Origin of the sequence: Aeromicrobium yanjiei (assembly GCF_009649075.1) — a bacterium.
Lineage (GTDB): Bacteria > Actinomycetota > Actinomycetes > Propionibacteriales > Nocardioidaceae > Aeromicrobium > Aeromicrobium yanjiei.
Window position 1 is genome coordinate 1,494,532 of record NZ_CP045737.1, and the last position, 14,249, is coordinate 1,508,780.

The 14,249-nt window shown below is 69.6% G+C and carries 8 protein-coding genes; 7 read left to right on the forward strand and 1 reads right to left on the reverse strand.

Annotated elements, in window-relative coordinates; translation table 11 throughout:
- The first annotated feature begins 96 nt into the window (after positions 1-96).
- The 3 genes from GEV26_RS07435 to GEV26_RS07445 all read left to right on the forward strand — a co-directional run bounded on the left by GEV26_RS07435 (position 97) and on the right by GEV26_RS07445 (position 5,043).
- Positions 97-2,109 carry an APC family permease gene (locus GEV26_RS07435; protein ID WP_412838314.1) on the forward strand — a complete coding sequence of 671 codons (2,013 nt, stop codon included), beginning with the start codon at positions 97-99 and terminating at the stop codon, positions 2,107-2,109.
- Complete coding sequence (locus tag GEV26_RS07440) at positions 2,109-3,332, forward strand: class I SAM-dependent RNA methyltransferase (RefSeq protein ID WP_153652481.1); 1,224 nt, start codon at positions 2,109-2,111, stop codon at positions 3,330-3,332. The genes GEV26_RS07435 and GEV26_RS07440 overlap by 1 nt, the downstream gene beginning before the upstream one ends.
- Before the next feature lie 124 nt (positions 3,333-3,456).
- Positions 3,457-5,043 carry a tannase/feruloyl esterase family alpha/beta hydrolase gene (locus GEV26_RS07445; protein WP_153652482.1) on the forward strand — a complete coding sequence of 529 codons (1,587 nt, stop codon included), beginning with the start codon at positions 3,457-3,459 and terminating at the stop codon, positions 5,041-5,043.
- Between the two features lie 14 nt (positions 5,044-5,057).
- Here GEV26_RS07445 and GEV26_RS07450 read toward each other — a convergent pair whose 3' ends face one another.
- Positions 5,058-6,533, reverse strand: a complete 1,476-nt coding sequence (locus GEV26_RS07450) for an MDR family MFS transporter (RefSeq protein ID WP_243839007.1) — start codon at positions 6,531-6,533, stop codon at positions 5,058-5,060.
- Positions 6,534-6,658: 125 nt separating this feature from the next.
- On the opposite strand from GEV26_RS07450, the gene GEV26_RS07455 reads away from it, so the two are divergent.
- From GEV26_RS07455 to GEV26_RS07470, 4 genes are all read left to right on the forward strand, one after another.
- Entirely contained in the window at positions 6,659-7,324 is a 666-nt protein-coding gene (locus GEV26_RS07455; protein ID WP_153652484.1) for a TetR/AcrR family transcriptional regulator, read from the forward strand.
- Between the two features lie 73 nt (positions 7,325-7,397).
- On the forward strand, positions 7,398-9,887 hold the full coding sequence (locus GEV26_RS07460) for an SCO7613 C-terminal domain-containing membrane protein (RefSeq protein WP_153652485.1): 2,490 nt from the start codon (positions 7,398-7,400) through the stop codon (positions 9,885-9,887).
- Positions 9,888-10,045: 158 nt separating this feature from the next.
- Positions 10,046-12,838, forward strand: a complete 2,793-nt coding sequence (locus tag GEV26_RS07465) for an aconitate hydratase (protein ID WP_279586773.1) — start codon at positions 10,046-10,048, stop codon at positions 12,836-12,838.
- A 212-nt stretch (positions 12,839-13,050) separates the two neighbouring features.
- The gene (locus tag GEV26_RS07470; protein ID WP_153652487.1) at positions 13,051-14,145 is read left to right on the forward strand and encodes a sugar ABC transporter substrate-binding protein; all 1,095 of its coding nucleotides are present in this window, start codon (positions 13,051-13,053) and stop codon (positions 14,143-14,145) included.
- Positions 14,146-14,249: the final 104 nt, after the last annotated feature.

Here is a 14,249-nt window from a genome sequence, read left to right on the forward strand (position 1 = left end):
GATCACGATGTGCACGGAGGCGACGCTACACCGGCAAAGGGCTCCCCGTGTGCGCCAGTCGGTGAGATGCCCACCGCAGGTCTAGCATCGACTCTCGTGGGAGTCACCGAGGTCACCAAACGGGCGCTGGTCGGCCGCAAGCTCCGCAGCACCCAGCTGGGGGAGACCCTCCTGCCGAAGCGGATCGCGCTGCCGGTCTTCGCCAGCGATGCGCTGTCCTCGGTCGCGTACGCCCCGGACGAGATCTTCTTGACGTTGTCGCTCGGCGGGCTGTCCGCGTACGCGTTCAACTGGAAGATCGGCATCGCCGTGACCCTGGTGCTGCTGACCGTCGTCGCGTCGTACCGCCAGAACGTCCACGCGTACCCCAGCGGCGGCGGCGACTACGAGGTCGCGACGGTCAACCTCGGCCCCACGGCCGGGCTCACCGTGGGCAGCGCGCTGCTCGTGGACTACGTGCTCACGGTTGCGGTCTCGATCTCCTCGGGGGTGCAGAACGCGACCTCGGCCCTGCCCTGGCTGAACGGGCACGAGGCCACGGCTGCGTCGGTGCTCGTCATCGTGCTGATGGCGATGAACCTGCGCGGGACGAAGGAGTCGGGCAAGGCGTTCGCGGTGCCCACGTATCTGTTCATGGCCGCGATCTTGATGATGGGCCTGTGGGGCTACTCCCGCTACCTGTTCGGCGACCTGCCGGAGGCGCCGAGCGCAGGCTTCGACATCGCGCCCGAGGGGCAGTTCGAGCAGGGGCTCACGGGCGTCGCGATGGTGTTCCTGCTGGCGCGCGCGTTCTCGTCAGGCTGCGCGGCGCTGACGGGGGTCGAGGCGATCAGCAACGGCGTCCCGGCGTTCAAGAAGCCCAAGAGCAAGAACGCCGCCACGACCCTGCTGCTGCTGGGATCGCTCGCGATCGCGATGCTGATGAGCATCATCGTGCTGGCCGACCTGATGAAGCTGCGCTTCGTGGAGGACCCCGCGACCCAGCTGCTGCGTCCCGATGGCAGCCCCGCCGGGGACAGCTACACGCAGGACACCGTGATCGGTCAGCTCGCCAAGACCCTCTACAGCGACTTCACGCCGCTGTTCTACTTCACGATCGCGTGCACCGGCATCATCCTCATCCTGGCCGCCAACACCGCGTTCAACGGCTTCCCGGTGCTCGGGTCGATCCTCGCGCGCGACGGCTTCCTGCCGCGCCAGCTCGACACCCGCGGCGACCGCCTCACGTTCAGCAACGGCATCATCGTGCTCGCCCTCGCGGCGATCGTGCTGATCCAGGCGTTCGACGCCGAGGTCACCAAGCTCATCCAGCTCTACATCGTGGGCGTCTTCGTCTCGTTCAACCTCAGCCAGCTCGGCATGATCAGGCACTGGAACAGGCACCTCGCGGCCGAGACGGATCCCCGCGAGCGCACGCGCATGAAGCGGTCGCGGGCGGTCAACACGATCGGGCTGGCGATGACCGCGACGGTGCTCGTCATCGTGCTGCTGACCAAGTTCCTCGCCGGCGCCTGGATCGCGATCGTCGCGATGATCGGGGTCTTCGTGCTGATGCGCGCGATCAACCGGCACTACACCCGGGTCGCCGGCGAGCTCGCGATCGACGACTCCGACGTGACCCTGCCGTCGCGAGTCCACGCGATCGTCCTGGTCAGCAGGCTGCACAAGCCCACGATGCGTGCGCTCACGTACGCCCGCGTGTCCCGTCCGAACACGCTCGAGGCGCTGACCGTCGGCTTCGACCCCGACCAGACCGCTAACCTGATGAAGCAGTGGGAGGACCTCAAGATCCCCGTGCCGCTCAAGGTCGTCGACTCGCCCTACCGCGAGCTGGTGCGTCCCGTGGTGCGCTACGTCAAGGAGCTGCGCAAGTCCGGCCCCCGCGACATCATCACGGTCTACATCCCCGAGTACGTGGTCGGCCACTGGTGGGAGCAGCTGCTGCACAACCAGACCGCCCTGCGATTGAAAGGACGTTTGTTGTTCGTGCCCGGAGTCATGGTGACCAGCGTTCCCTACCAGCTGAGCTCGGCCCGTCACGCGAGGAAGAAGCTGGCCCAGGAACGTCCGGCACCGGGTGACGTCCGACGCGGGTTCCGGAGCCGATGATGGCGATCGAAGCCGTCGTCGACATCGGCCCGATCGCCCACGGTGGCCACTGCGTCGCCCGCCTGGACGGCCAGGTCGTGTTCGTCCGGCACGCCCTGCCGGGCGAGAAGGTGCGCATCCGGGTGACCGAGGAGACCAAGACGTTCCTGCGCGCCGACGCGATCGAGGTCATCGAGGCCGCTCCGGGACGGGTCGTGCCGCCGTGCCCGTGGGCCGGGCCCGGCAAGTGCGGAGGATGCGACTTCCAGCACGTCGAGCCCGCGGTCCAGCGTGAGCTGCTCGGCGACGTCGTCCGCGAGCAGCTGCGCCGCCTGGCGGGCCTGCAGTGGGACGGTGCGGTCGAGGCGGTCGACCCCGACGCACTCGGCTGGCGTACGCGCGTGCAGTTCGCGGTCGACGAGGACGGGCGCCCCGGACTGCGCCGGCACCGGTCGCACGAGATCGTGCCCGTGGACCGCTGCCTCATCGCCCACCCCGACCTGCCGCAGGTGCTGGGGCGCACGTGGGACGCCGAGGCGGTCGAGGCGATCGTGTCCTCGACGGGTGACCGGCTGCTCGTGACCGACGCCAGCATCAGCGACGAGGTCGAGGCCGAGGTGGACGGCGTCGTCGCGATGGACGGCACGACCCGCGGCGGCCGAGGCGCGGTCACCGAGCGGGTGCGCACCGCTGACTTCCGGGTCAGCGGCTCGGGCTTCTGGCAGGTGCACCCGCAGGCGGCGGCCACCCTGGTCGACGCGGTGCTCGCGGCCGCCGACGTGCGGCCCGGCGACACGGTTCTCGATCTCTACGCGGGCGTCGGCCTGTTCACGACCTTCCTCGCCGAGCAGACGGGGGAGGGCGGCACCGTCCTCAGCGTCGAGTCCGATCCGGGCGCGTCCCGCGACGCCCGCCGCAATCTGCACGACCTCGCGCAGGTGAGGCTCGTGGGGGAGACCGTCGAGCGGGCGCTGCGCCAGCACGCCCTCGGTGAGCGCGCGGACGTCGTGGTCCTCGACCCGCCGCGCACGGGCGCGAAGAAGGCCGTGGCCGACATCGCTGCCCTGGAGCCGCGCCGCATCGTCTACGTCGCCTGCGACCCGGCCGCGCTGGCGCGCGACCTCGCGTCGTTCGCGAGCAAGGGCTACGTCCTCACCGACCTGCGCGCGTTCGACCTGTTCCCGATGACCCAGCACGTCGAGTGCGTCGCGCTGCTGGAGAGGGTCGATTCCAACCTGCGGTGATCCGAGCCGTCGTCAGGCGGAACGATGCTGGTGACCGTTGACTTCGTGTCATGCCGGTTTTACCGTGATCTCAAGGTCGCGGTGCCTCAGCGACGTTCCGCCCAGCGAAACATCGGAGTCCCTCGTGCGACACGTCCTACGTCTTCTCAGCGGGATGGCCGTCGCGGCCGGTCTGGTCGTCGCCGGGTCACCCGGTCCCGCCGTCGCCCATGATCGTCCCGCGACACGAACCGACTGCTCCACCGCCGCGATCGGCAACCTGAGTCGCGCCGTCGGACACCGGACGGTGGTCACGTCCGCGACCACTGGCCGCACCGCCGCCGGCACGGCCTACTGCGACGTACGCGCGAGCGTCACGGTCCGCGCCGGCGACGCCAGCACCTCCGTGATCCAGCTGCGCCTGGCCGCGCCGACCGACTGGAACCGCCGCTACGTCCAGCAGGGCGGCGGCGGTTTCTGCGGCAGCATCCCGACCGCCGGCACGTCAGGCGACGCCAGCGTCGACCTCGGGTACGCGGTCGCCTCCGACGACACCGGCCACGTCGGGAGCGGGTCCGACGCCTCGTTCGCGTTCAACAACACTGCGGCCCAGAAGACCTGGGGCTACCTCTCGGAACACCTGACCGCGCTGGCCGCCAAGGCTGCGCTCACGAAGCTGACCCGCCATGCACCCGCGTACTCCTACTTCGTGGGCTGCTCGACCGGTGGCCGGCAGGCCCTGATCGAGGCGCAGCGCTGGCCGCACGACTTCGACGGGATCGTGGCCGGTGCGCCGGCCAACCGGCAGAACTACCTGGCTCCTCTCTCCCAGGGGGTGAGGGAGCTGCAGAACCGGGACGCGAGCTTCCGGCAGATCGTCGACGCGGACGCCGCCGCGTTGGTCGCCCGAGGCGTGCAGGAGGCCTGCGACGGGCCGGTCGCCGACGGTGTGGTCGACGATCCGCGCACCTGCCGGTTCAACCCGGCGACGCTGCTCTGCCCGGATGGCGGGGCCGCGACGGGGTGTCTCAGTGCTGCGCAGGTCGCTGTGGTGAAGAAGTGGTACGACAGCCCGCGCGACGACCGGGGCCGCGAGCTGTACCCCGGTGGGCTTCCTCGGGGCTCGGAGGGCGGCTGGGTCGGTGCCGACATCAGCACCTCGCCGACCGGCCTCAGCGGTGGCGGTGCGTTCGCCGAGCAAGCCCTGCGCTATCTGGCGTTCCCGTCCGACCCCGGGCCGGACTACTCGCTGCGGGACTTCGATCCGAACCGGGACGCAGCCCGGCTGAGCACGCTGGCGAACGTCTACAACGCCGACACCACCAACCTCGATGCGTTCCGCCGCTCGGGCGGAAAGTTGATGATCTACCACGGCCTCGCCGACCCGCTGATCACTCCGTTCGGCACCATCCAGTACTACGAGGACGTGGTTCGACGCTACGGCTCGCTGGCCCGCACCCAGCAGTTCGCGCGGTTGTACCTGCTGCCCGGCGTGTACCACTGCGGCGGCGGGCCCGGTGCCGACCAGGTCGACTGGCTCCGCGACATCCGCGCCTGGACCGAGCGGGGCAAGGCGCCCACCTCGGTGCTGGCCAGCAAGGTCGCCACCGGGAGCACCACGATGGAACGTCCGGTGTACGCATACCCCCTGCGAGCGCGCTACGACGGCACGGGTGACCCGGACACGGCGGCCAGCTGGCGGCCGGTGCTCGGCCCGCGCGGCCGGCACTGACGCCGTCGCTGGACCTAGTGCCCGACGACCTGGGGTGACGGCTCCTCGACGTCGGCAGGCCTGCGCACGAACAGGGTGAGCGCGACGGCCACGGTGGCGATGACCGCCCCGACGAGGAATGCGCTGTGCACCCCGGCAGCCAGCGCCTCGGCGGGGCCGTCACCGGCATCCTCGGCCCGCCTGGTGCCGAGCGACATGAGCGTGATGAACAGCGCGGTGCCGGCGGCGCCCGCGACCTGCTGGAGGGTGCTCATGACCGCGCTGCCGTGGGAGTACAGGGCGCGGGGGAGGGAGCCGAGTGCCGAGGTGAGGAGCGGGGTGAAGACGAAGCCGAGTCCGAGGTTGAGGACCATGTAGACGAGCACGATCCACCAGATCTCGGTGTCCATGTCGAACGTGGTCATGCCCCAGAGGGCAACGGCGGCGACGCTCATCCCGGGCAGCACCAACGGCCGGGGTCCGAAGCGATCGAAGAGCGCGCCGACGATCGGCGCGATCACGCCCATGAGGACGCCGCCGGGCAGCATCATCAGGCCCACCTCGAGGGTGTCGAGCCCAAGAGCGTCCTGCAGGAACAGCGGCAGGAGGATGAGGGAGCCGAACAGTGCCGCCATCACGACGACGACGAGCGCGACGGCGAGGCTGAAGGAGCGCGAGGCGAAGGTGCGCAGGTCGAGGAAGGCGGTGTCGGTCTTCTGCAGCGACAGCTGGCGCAGCACGAACACGCCGAGCGCGACGGCGCCGACGACGAGCGGAACCCAGAACGAGACGGGCGTGTCGCCCGAGGCTGACTCGCCGATGAGGCTGAGGCCGTAGATGGAACCGCCGAAGCCGATCGCGGCGAGCACGGCCGACAGCGGGTCGAACGTGGCGTGCGAGGTCTCGGTGACGTTGCGCACCCACACCGCACCGAGCGCGATGGCGAGCAGCGCGATGGGCAGCACCAGCCAGAACATCCAGCGCCAGTCCAGGGCCGACAGGACGACCCCGGCCACCGTCGGTCCGATCGCCGGGGCCACGGCGATGACGATCGTGATGACACCCATCATGCGGCCGCGCCGCTCGGGCGCCACGACGTTGAGCACGGTGGTGAACAGCAGGGGAATCATGATCGCGGTGCCGGAGGCCTGGACCACACGCCCGGCGAGCAGCATTTCGAAGCCGGGGGAGAGCGCCGCGATCAGGGTCCCGGTGGCGAACAGGGACATCGCCGTGAAGAACAGCCCTCGCAGCGGGAACCGAGCCAGCAGGTAGCCGGTGCACGGGATCACGATCGCCATGGTGAGCAGGAATCCGGTGGTCAACCACTGCGCGGTGGCCGCGGTGATGTCGAGGTCGGTCATGAGCCGGGGCAGGGCGACGCCCATGATCGTCTCGTTCAGGATGACGACGAAGGCCGACCCCACGAGAAGGGCGATCACCGGGCCGGTGCGGTGAGTGAGGGTGCCGGTGGAGGGCGAGGCGGTCTGGTGGTTCTGCTCGAGCGTCACGAAGGGCTTTCTGTCGACCGGGCTGGCGAAGGGGCGCATGGCGCGCCGGAAAAATCGGCCAGAGCGCCGTCGCCACTATATGGCAGCGACTGCCACTTTTCTCGGCAGGGTGCGAGGATGGGCGGGTGAGCGACTTCGACACCCACGGCGGTCTGCGCGAGCTGCGACGTCGCGAGACCCGTCGCGACATCTGCGATGCTGCGATCGAGCTCTTCGAGCGCCAGGGGGTGTCGGCCACGACGGTGGAGGAGATCTCCGAGGCGGCCGGCATCGCTCCACGCACCTTCTATCGCCACGCCGTGACGAAGGAGAACGCCCTGTTCGTCGACGACGACTCGATGGAGCGGCTCGTGGCGAGCGTGCGCGCCGTCGATCAGACGGCGCCCGCCGTGATCCGCGCGATCGAGCAGGCCTGCCTCGCAAGCATCGATGCCCTGGATGCGGAGTCTCCCGAGGGCCACGCCCGCATCCTGCGGGCGCGCCGCCTCGTTCTCGCCGACCCGGGCCTGCTCGCGCGCGCTCTCACCCGTGAGGACGAGCAGGTGCAGGAGCTCACGACCATGGTGCTGCGCGCCAACTGCGACCCCGACGTCGACGAGATCCACGCCCGCGCCGTCGTCACTGCGATCAGCACCACTCTGCGCTTGGCCTACGACGAGTGGGCGCGCCGCGCCGAGCGCGGCGAGACGGTGTCGATGCGGTCTCTCTACCTGCAGGTGCGCACGGTGCTCATCGACCATTTCGCGGGCGCGGACTCAACGACAGGGGCCGACACGCTGGGCGCAACTTGAGTCTGGCTGTCACACACGCCATGGTGTGGCCATGCGCTTCGCCGACCCTCACGCCTGCCCAGACTGCCGAGGAGTGATCGCCGGTGAACCGGCGTGCCCTCACTGCGGCCTCGACCTGAGCTCGCTCGAGGTGCGCCAGCTGTGGCAGGTGCTCCTTCAGGCGGACGACCTGCTGGCACGGGCGGGCCGGCATCGGGTGGCGCGACAGCCGGTCCCTCAGGGTGCTCCCGCGCCGCCGTTCCAGCCCTCGCCGTTCCAGCCCTCGCCGGTCCAACCGCCGCCGGTCCAGCAGCAGCCGTTCACCCCGCCGCCGGGCGGCCCCGGTTTCCCGTCCTACCCGGCGCCCCCGCAGCCGTCCGTGGCATCGTCCAAGCCGTGGCCGGTCGGGACCATCCTGCTCGTGCTGGGCGCCTTCGGCCTCGTCGTCGCGGGCACGATCTTCGTGACCCGGTCGTGGGAGGACCTCGGCCTGGCCGGTCGGACGCTGATCCTCATCGCCGTGACCGCCGTGATGGGCGCCCTCGGCGTCTGGGTCACGCGTCGTCCTCTGCGCGCATCCGCCGAAGCCGTCTGGTCGGTGTTCCTGGCGTTGCTCACGCTCGACTTCTTCGCGGCCCGCCACGAGGGCCTGGTCGGTCTCGGGTCGCTCGACGTCGCCGCTGCCTGGCTCGTGTGGGGCGTCGTCCTGCTGGCACTGGCCGTGGCGATCGCACTCTGGGCGCGACCCCACCTCTCCGTGGTCCTGGCGACTGCGGTGGTCGCGGGTGGCGCCGGGATCGTCGGCGCCGGCTTCGGCGCCGGGGGGGTCGTCGACGACATCGGCTTCGCCTGGCGAGCGGTCATCGCCCTGGTCGTCGTCGGAGTGCTGGCCCTGCTGACGCGGCCGGCCGATCTCGCGGCCCTGACCATCGTGGCGCGCCTGGTCGTGGCGGCGTTCTTCGTCTATGCCTACATCGCGGCACTCGTGGAGCTGGGGGCACACCCGGCGATCGGCGACGTGCTGGCGGGCGGACACGGGGTCCCGATGATGCTCATGGCGGTCGCGGCATTCGTGATCGCTGCGGTGGTCCCGATCGTGCGCTTCCCTGCCACGGCGCTGGCCGTGCTGGCTGTCGTCGCCCTCGTCGTGGTGCCGACTGCGGATGGCGCGAGCGACGAGGTCATCGCCTCCACCGTTGCCCTCCTTGCCGCTGTGCTCGCGGCGGTCGGGATCCGCGGGACCGACGACTGGATGCGTGGGGTACGAGTGGCTGCGCTGCCCGTGATCGTCGCCGTCGCGCTGATGCACCTGGCCCTGCTGGGCGAGGTCGGTGGCGTCATCGGCCTGATCCTGCAGGATCCCTGGGCTCTGCAGTGGAACGGCCGCCTCGACGTCGGGAGCGTCGAGAACCACGAGCTGTGGGCGGTGCCCGTCGTCCTCGCCGGGCTCCTCGTCGTCGCGTGGGCGCTCCCGCGCTGGCCGGAGGCGTCGGGCCTGCGCGGCCACGCGACGTCGATCATGACGGTCGTGGCCGCGCTGGGCGCGATCGAGGCCGTCGTGGCGCTGCGCCTGCCCGTGTGGGCGGCCGCTGCCGTGCTGCTGGCGCTGGCCCTGGTCGCCCTGCGGGTGCGCGAGGCCGTGATCGCGGCCGGACCGGTCGCCCTGTTCCTGGTCCTGACCGCCTCGACCCTCGCCGGGGCCTCGCACGGGGTGTCGAGCGCGACGTGGCTCGCGGGCGCGGCGATCCTGGCCCCTCTCGCGATCATGAAGGGCCCCGACGTCCTGCGCGTGCTGAGCGGTGTCGTCGCCGGATGGCTGGCGGTCGCCGGAGTCGGGTCGCTGGTGGGTCAGATCGACCTGGACGAGACGATCACGGCGCTCGTGGTGCTCGGTGTGGGCCTCACACTGGTGGCCGTCGCGAACCTGCGCCTCCCGGAGCACCCCGCCCGCGTGCCGCTCGAGCTCGCCGGGGCCGCAGGCATCGTGGTGGGTCTGGCCGTCCCCGGGTCGACGGGGGAGATGGCGGTGCGCTGGACCTTGGTCGGTGCCGTCCTCGTCGCCCTGGGCCTCGCCGTGGCCGGTCGACGTTGGTACGTCTGGCCGGGTGGTGTCTCGCTGCTGATCGCGTACGTGCTGCTCATCGTCGAGAGTGGCTCCTCGTTCGTGGAGGCCTACACGCTCCCGCTCGGCGTTGTCGCCCTCGCGATCGGCGTGCACCAGACCCACCGGGGCTCCGGGACGAGCACGTGGGCGACCCTCGGCCCGGGACTGGCGCTCGCGCTGCTGCCGAGCGTCCCGCAGGCGCTGGCCGACCCGACCGATCTGCGCGCGCTGCTCCTCGGAGCGGGCGCCGTCGTCGCGCTGGCTGCCGGGGTGCGCCTGAGCTGGCAGGCGCCGTTCGTCGCCGGCACCTCGATCCTGGCACTGCTGGTGCTGTGCAACATCGGTCCGTACGCGAACGCGGCGCCGCGCGTGCTCCTGATCGCCGCCGTCAGTGCGGTGCTCCTGGGCGTCGGCATCACGTGGGAGGACCGGGTCCGAGACGGCCGCAGGGTCGTCGGTTACGTGCGCTCGATGCGGTAGCGGCGGCGCGTCGCGGTGCTCGGCCTCTCGACATCATGTATCTTGATATCAAGACAAATCCGAACACGAGGTTTCTGACCCCGGGTTAGGCGAGCCTGACCGTGCGACTCACGTCGTCTCTGGGCAGGATGGAAGCCGACCCGCGAAGGAGAATGACGATGGCCGTCGACAGCTTCAACTCAAAGGACTCCCTCACTGTCGGGGATGCCTCCTATGACTACTACCGCCTGGGCGCGGTGGAGGGCGACGGACTCGATGTCGCGTCGCTCCCGTTCAGCCTCAAGGTCCTCCTCGAGTCGCTGCTGCGCACCGAGGACGGCTCCGACATCACCAAGGCCGACATCGAGGCACTTGCCTCCTGGGACGCGAACGCCGAGCCCAGCAAGGAGATCCAGTTCACGCCCGCCCGCGTGATCATGCAGGACTTCACCGGCGTGCCGTGCGTCGTCGACCTCGCCACGATGCGCGAGGCCATGGCCGACCTCGGCGGCGACGCGACCAAGATCAACCCGCTCGCTCCCGCCGAGCTGGTCATCGACCACTCGGTCATCGCCGACGTCTTCGGCACGCCCGAGGCGTTCGAGCGCAACGTCGAGATCGAGTACGAGCGCAACCGTGAGCGCTACCAGTTCCTGCGCTGGGGCCAGGGCGCGTTCGCGGACTTCAAGGTCGTCCCCCCGGGCACCGGCATCGTCCACCAGGTCAACATCGAGAAGCTCGCGCGCGTCGTGTTCGACAAGAATGGCACGGTCTACCCGGACTCCTGCGTCGGCACCGACTCGCACACCACGATGGTCAACGGTCTGGGCGTCGTCGGCTGGGGCGTCGGCGGCATCGAGGCCGAGGCCGCCATGCTCGGCCAGCCGATCAGCATGCTGATCCCGCGCGTCGTGGGCTTCAAGCTCTCCGGCGAGCTGCCGCAGGGCGCCACCGCGACTGACCTCGTGCTCGTCATCACCGAGATGCTGCGCCAGCACGGCGTGGTCGGCAAGTTCGTGGAGTTCTACGGCTCCGGCGTCGGCGCCGTCCCGCTGGCCAACCGCGCCACGATCGGCAACATGAGCCCCGAGTACGGCTCGACCATCGCGGTCTTCCCGATCGACGACGAGACCACCAAGTACATGCGCCTCACCGGCCGCGACGAGCAGCAGATCGCGCTCGTCGAGGCGTACGCCAAGGCGCAGGGCCTGTGGCACGACCCCGAGCACGAGGCTCGCTACTCCGAGTACCTCGAGCTCGACCTGGGTGACGTCGTCCCGTCGATCGCCGGCCCGAAGCGTCCCCAGGACCGCGTCTCGCTGACCGAGAGCAAGGGCTCGTTCCGCACCGCGCTGGCCGACTACACCGAGCAGGACCTCAACGGCTACGACGAGGCCGTCGACGAGTCCTTCCCGGCCTCCGACGTGCCCAGCAGCACCGACGACGGCCAGGGCGGCGACAAGCCGAACGCCCCCGCCCCGTCGGGCGCCGGACGTCCGAGCAACCCGCAGATGGTGACGCTCGAGGACGGCACGTCGTTCGAGGTCGACCACGGCGCCGTCACGATCGCCGCGATCACGTCGTGCACCAACACGTCCAACCCGTCGGTCATGATCGGCGCGGGCCTGCTGGCCAAGAAGGCCGTCGAGAAGGGCCTGCAGCGCAAGCCGTGGGTCAAGACGACGCTGGCACCGGGCTCGAAGGTCGTCACCGAGTACTACGAGAAGTCCGGCCTGAACGTCTACCTGGACAAGCTCGGCTTCAACCTCGTCGGCTACGGCTGCACGACCTGCATCGGCAACTCCGGTCCGCTGATCCCCGAGGTCAGCAAGGCTGTCAACGACGGCGACCTCGCGGTCACCGCCGTGCTGTCGGGCAACCGCAACTTCGAGGGTCGCATCAACCCCGACATCAAGATGAACTACCTCGCGTCCCCGCCCCTGGTCATCGCGTACGCGCTGGCCGGCTCGATGGACGTCGACCTGTTCAACGAGCCGCTGGGCCAGGACCAGGACGGCAACGACGTCTTCATGAAGGACATCTGGCCGTCGCCGCAGGAGGTCGAGGACGTCATCGCGTCGTCGATCGACTCCGACACGTTCAGCCGTGAGTACGCCGACGTGTTCGCCGGCGACGAGCGCTGGCAGAACCTGCCGACGCCCGACGGCGACGTGTTCGCCTGGGACCCCGAGTCCACCTACGTCCGCAAGGCGCCCTACTTCGACGGGATGGCCCTCGAGCCGTCGCCGGTCGAGGAGGTCACCGGTGCGCGCGTGCTGCTCAAGCTCGGCGACTCGGTCACGACCGACCACATCAGCCCCGCCGGTGCGATCAAGAAGGACAGCCCGGCCGGCAAGTACCTGTCGGAGCACGGCATCGAGCCGCGCGACTTCAACTCGTACGGCTCGCGTCGTGGCAACCACGAGGTCATGATCCGCGGCACCTTCGCCAACATCCGTCTGCGCAACCAGATGGCTCCCGGCACCGAGGGCGGCTACACCCGCAACCTCATCAACGGTGGCGAGGTCACCTCGGTCTTCGAGGCGTCCGAGGCCTACCAGGAGGCCGGCGTCCCGCTGGTCGTCCTGTCGGGCAAGGAGTACGGCTCGGGCTCGTCGCGTGACTGGGCGGCCAAGGGCACCGCGCTCCTGGGCGTCAAGGTCGTCATCGCCGAGTCGTACGAGCGCATCCACCGCTCCAACCTCATCGGCATGGGCGTCCTGCCCCTGCAGTACCCCGAGGGACAGAGCGCCGAGTCGCTCGGCCTGACGGGCGAGGAGACGTTCGACTTCACCGGCATCACCGAGCTCAACGAGGGTCGTACGCCCAAGACGATCCACGTCACGGCACGCTCCGAGGACGGCTCGACGATCGAGTTCGACGCGGTCGTGCGCATCGACACGCCCGGCGAGGCGAACTACTACCGCAACGGCGGCATCATGCCGTACGTGCTGCGCAGCCTGCTCGCCTGATCAGTTCTCGCAGGTCAGGGGCATCGCCGACACGGCGGTGCCCCTGATTTTTTCTCACCGCGCCACAAAATGCTGTCCGCGACAACAATTTGTTGTCGCAAGTGCTGGACGTGACCTCTCTCACGCTATACGTTGTGTCGAACAACAAACGCGTTACGTGGACGAAACACGTCGGCCGCGACGCACAACTGGAGGAATTGGAGGCGGTCTGTGTGAAGCGGACACGCAATCTCATGCTGGCGACGGTCATGGGTGCGGCTCTCGCGCTCAGTGCGTGCGGCGGCAGTGACAGTGACAGTGGCGGAGGCGACGGCGGCGGCAGCGGCGACAAGGCCGAGGGAAAGATCGGCGTCATCCTGCCCGACACGAAGTCGTCGGTCCGCTGGGAGAGCGCCGACAAGCCGGCGCTGGAGAAGGCCTTCAAGGCCGCCAACGTGGACTTCGACATCCAGAACGCCGAGGGCGACGCGGACAAGATGCAGACCATCGCCGACGGCATGATCACCGATGGTGTGACCGTCCTCGCGATCGTCAACCTGGACTCCGACTCGGGTGCGGCCATCGAGGAGAAGGCCAAGAGCCAGGGCGTCAAGACCATCGACTACGACCGCCTGACGCTGGGCGGCTCGGCTGACGTCTACATCTCGTACGACAACAGCAAGGTCGGCGCGCTGCAGGGCGAGGGCCTCCAGAAGTGCCTGGGCGACAAGGACGCGAACCTGATCTACCTCAACGGTTCGCCGACGGACAACAACGCGACGCTCTTCTCGCAGGGCGCCCACAGCGTCCTGGACAAGAACACCAAGTACAAGAAGGTCGGCGAGCAGGCTGTCCCGGACTGGGACAACGAGCAGGCAGTCACGATCTTCGAGCAGCTCTACACCAAGGTCGACGGCAAGGTCGAGGGCGTCTACGCGGCCAACGACGGCCTCGCCGGCGCGGTCATCTCGATCCTGGACAAGAACGGTCAGGCCGGCAAGGTCGCCGTCACGGGCCAGGACGCCACGGTCGAGGGCCTGCAGAACATCCTCGCGGGTGACCAGTGCATGACGATCCAGAAGTCGGCAACCGGCCAGGCCGGCGCGCTGGCCGAGGTCGCCATCGCGATGGTCAAGGGCGAAGATCCCGAGACCACGGGAACTGTCACGGACGACCAGGGCAAGCGTGACGTCCCGGCTGTCCTGCTGGACCCGGTGGCGATCGACAAGACCAACGTGAAGGCCGTCATCGACGCGGGCGACATGAAGGCCTCGGAGCTCTGCACCGGCAACTTCACCAAGCTGTGCGCTGACGCTGGCATCAGCTGACACACACAGGCGGCGGCTCCTCGGGGACGACCCGGGGAGCCGCAGCCCGCAACGCCCCGTCATCACCGCACCGCCGCACACAGCGCCCCATCGGAGGCCCAGCA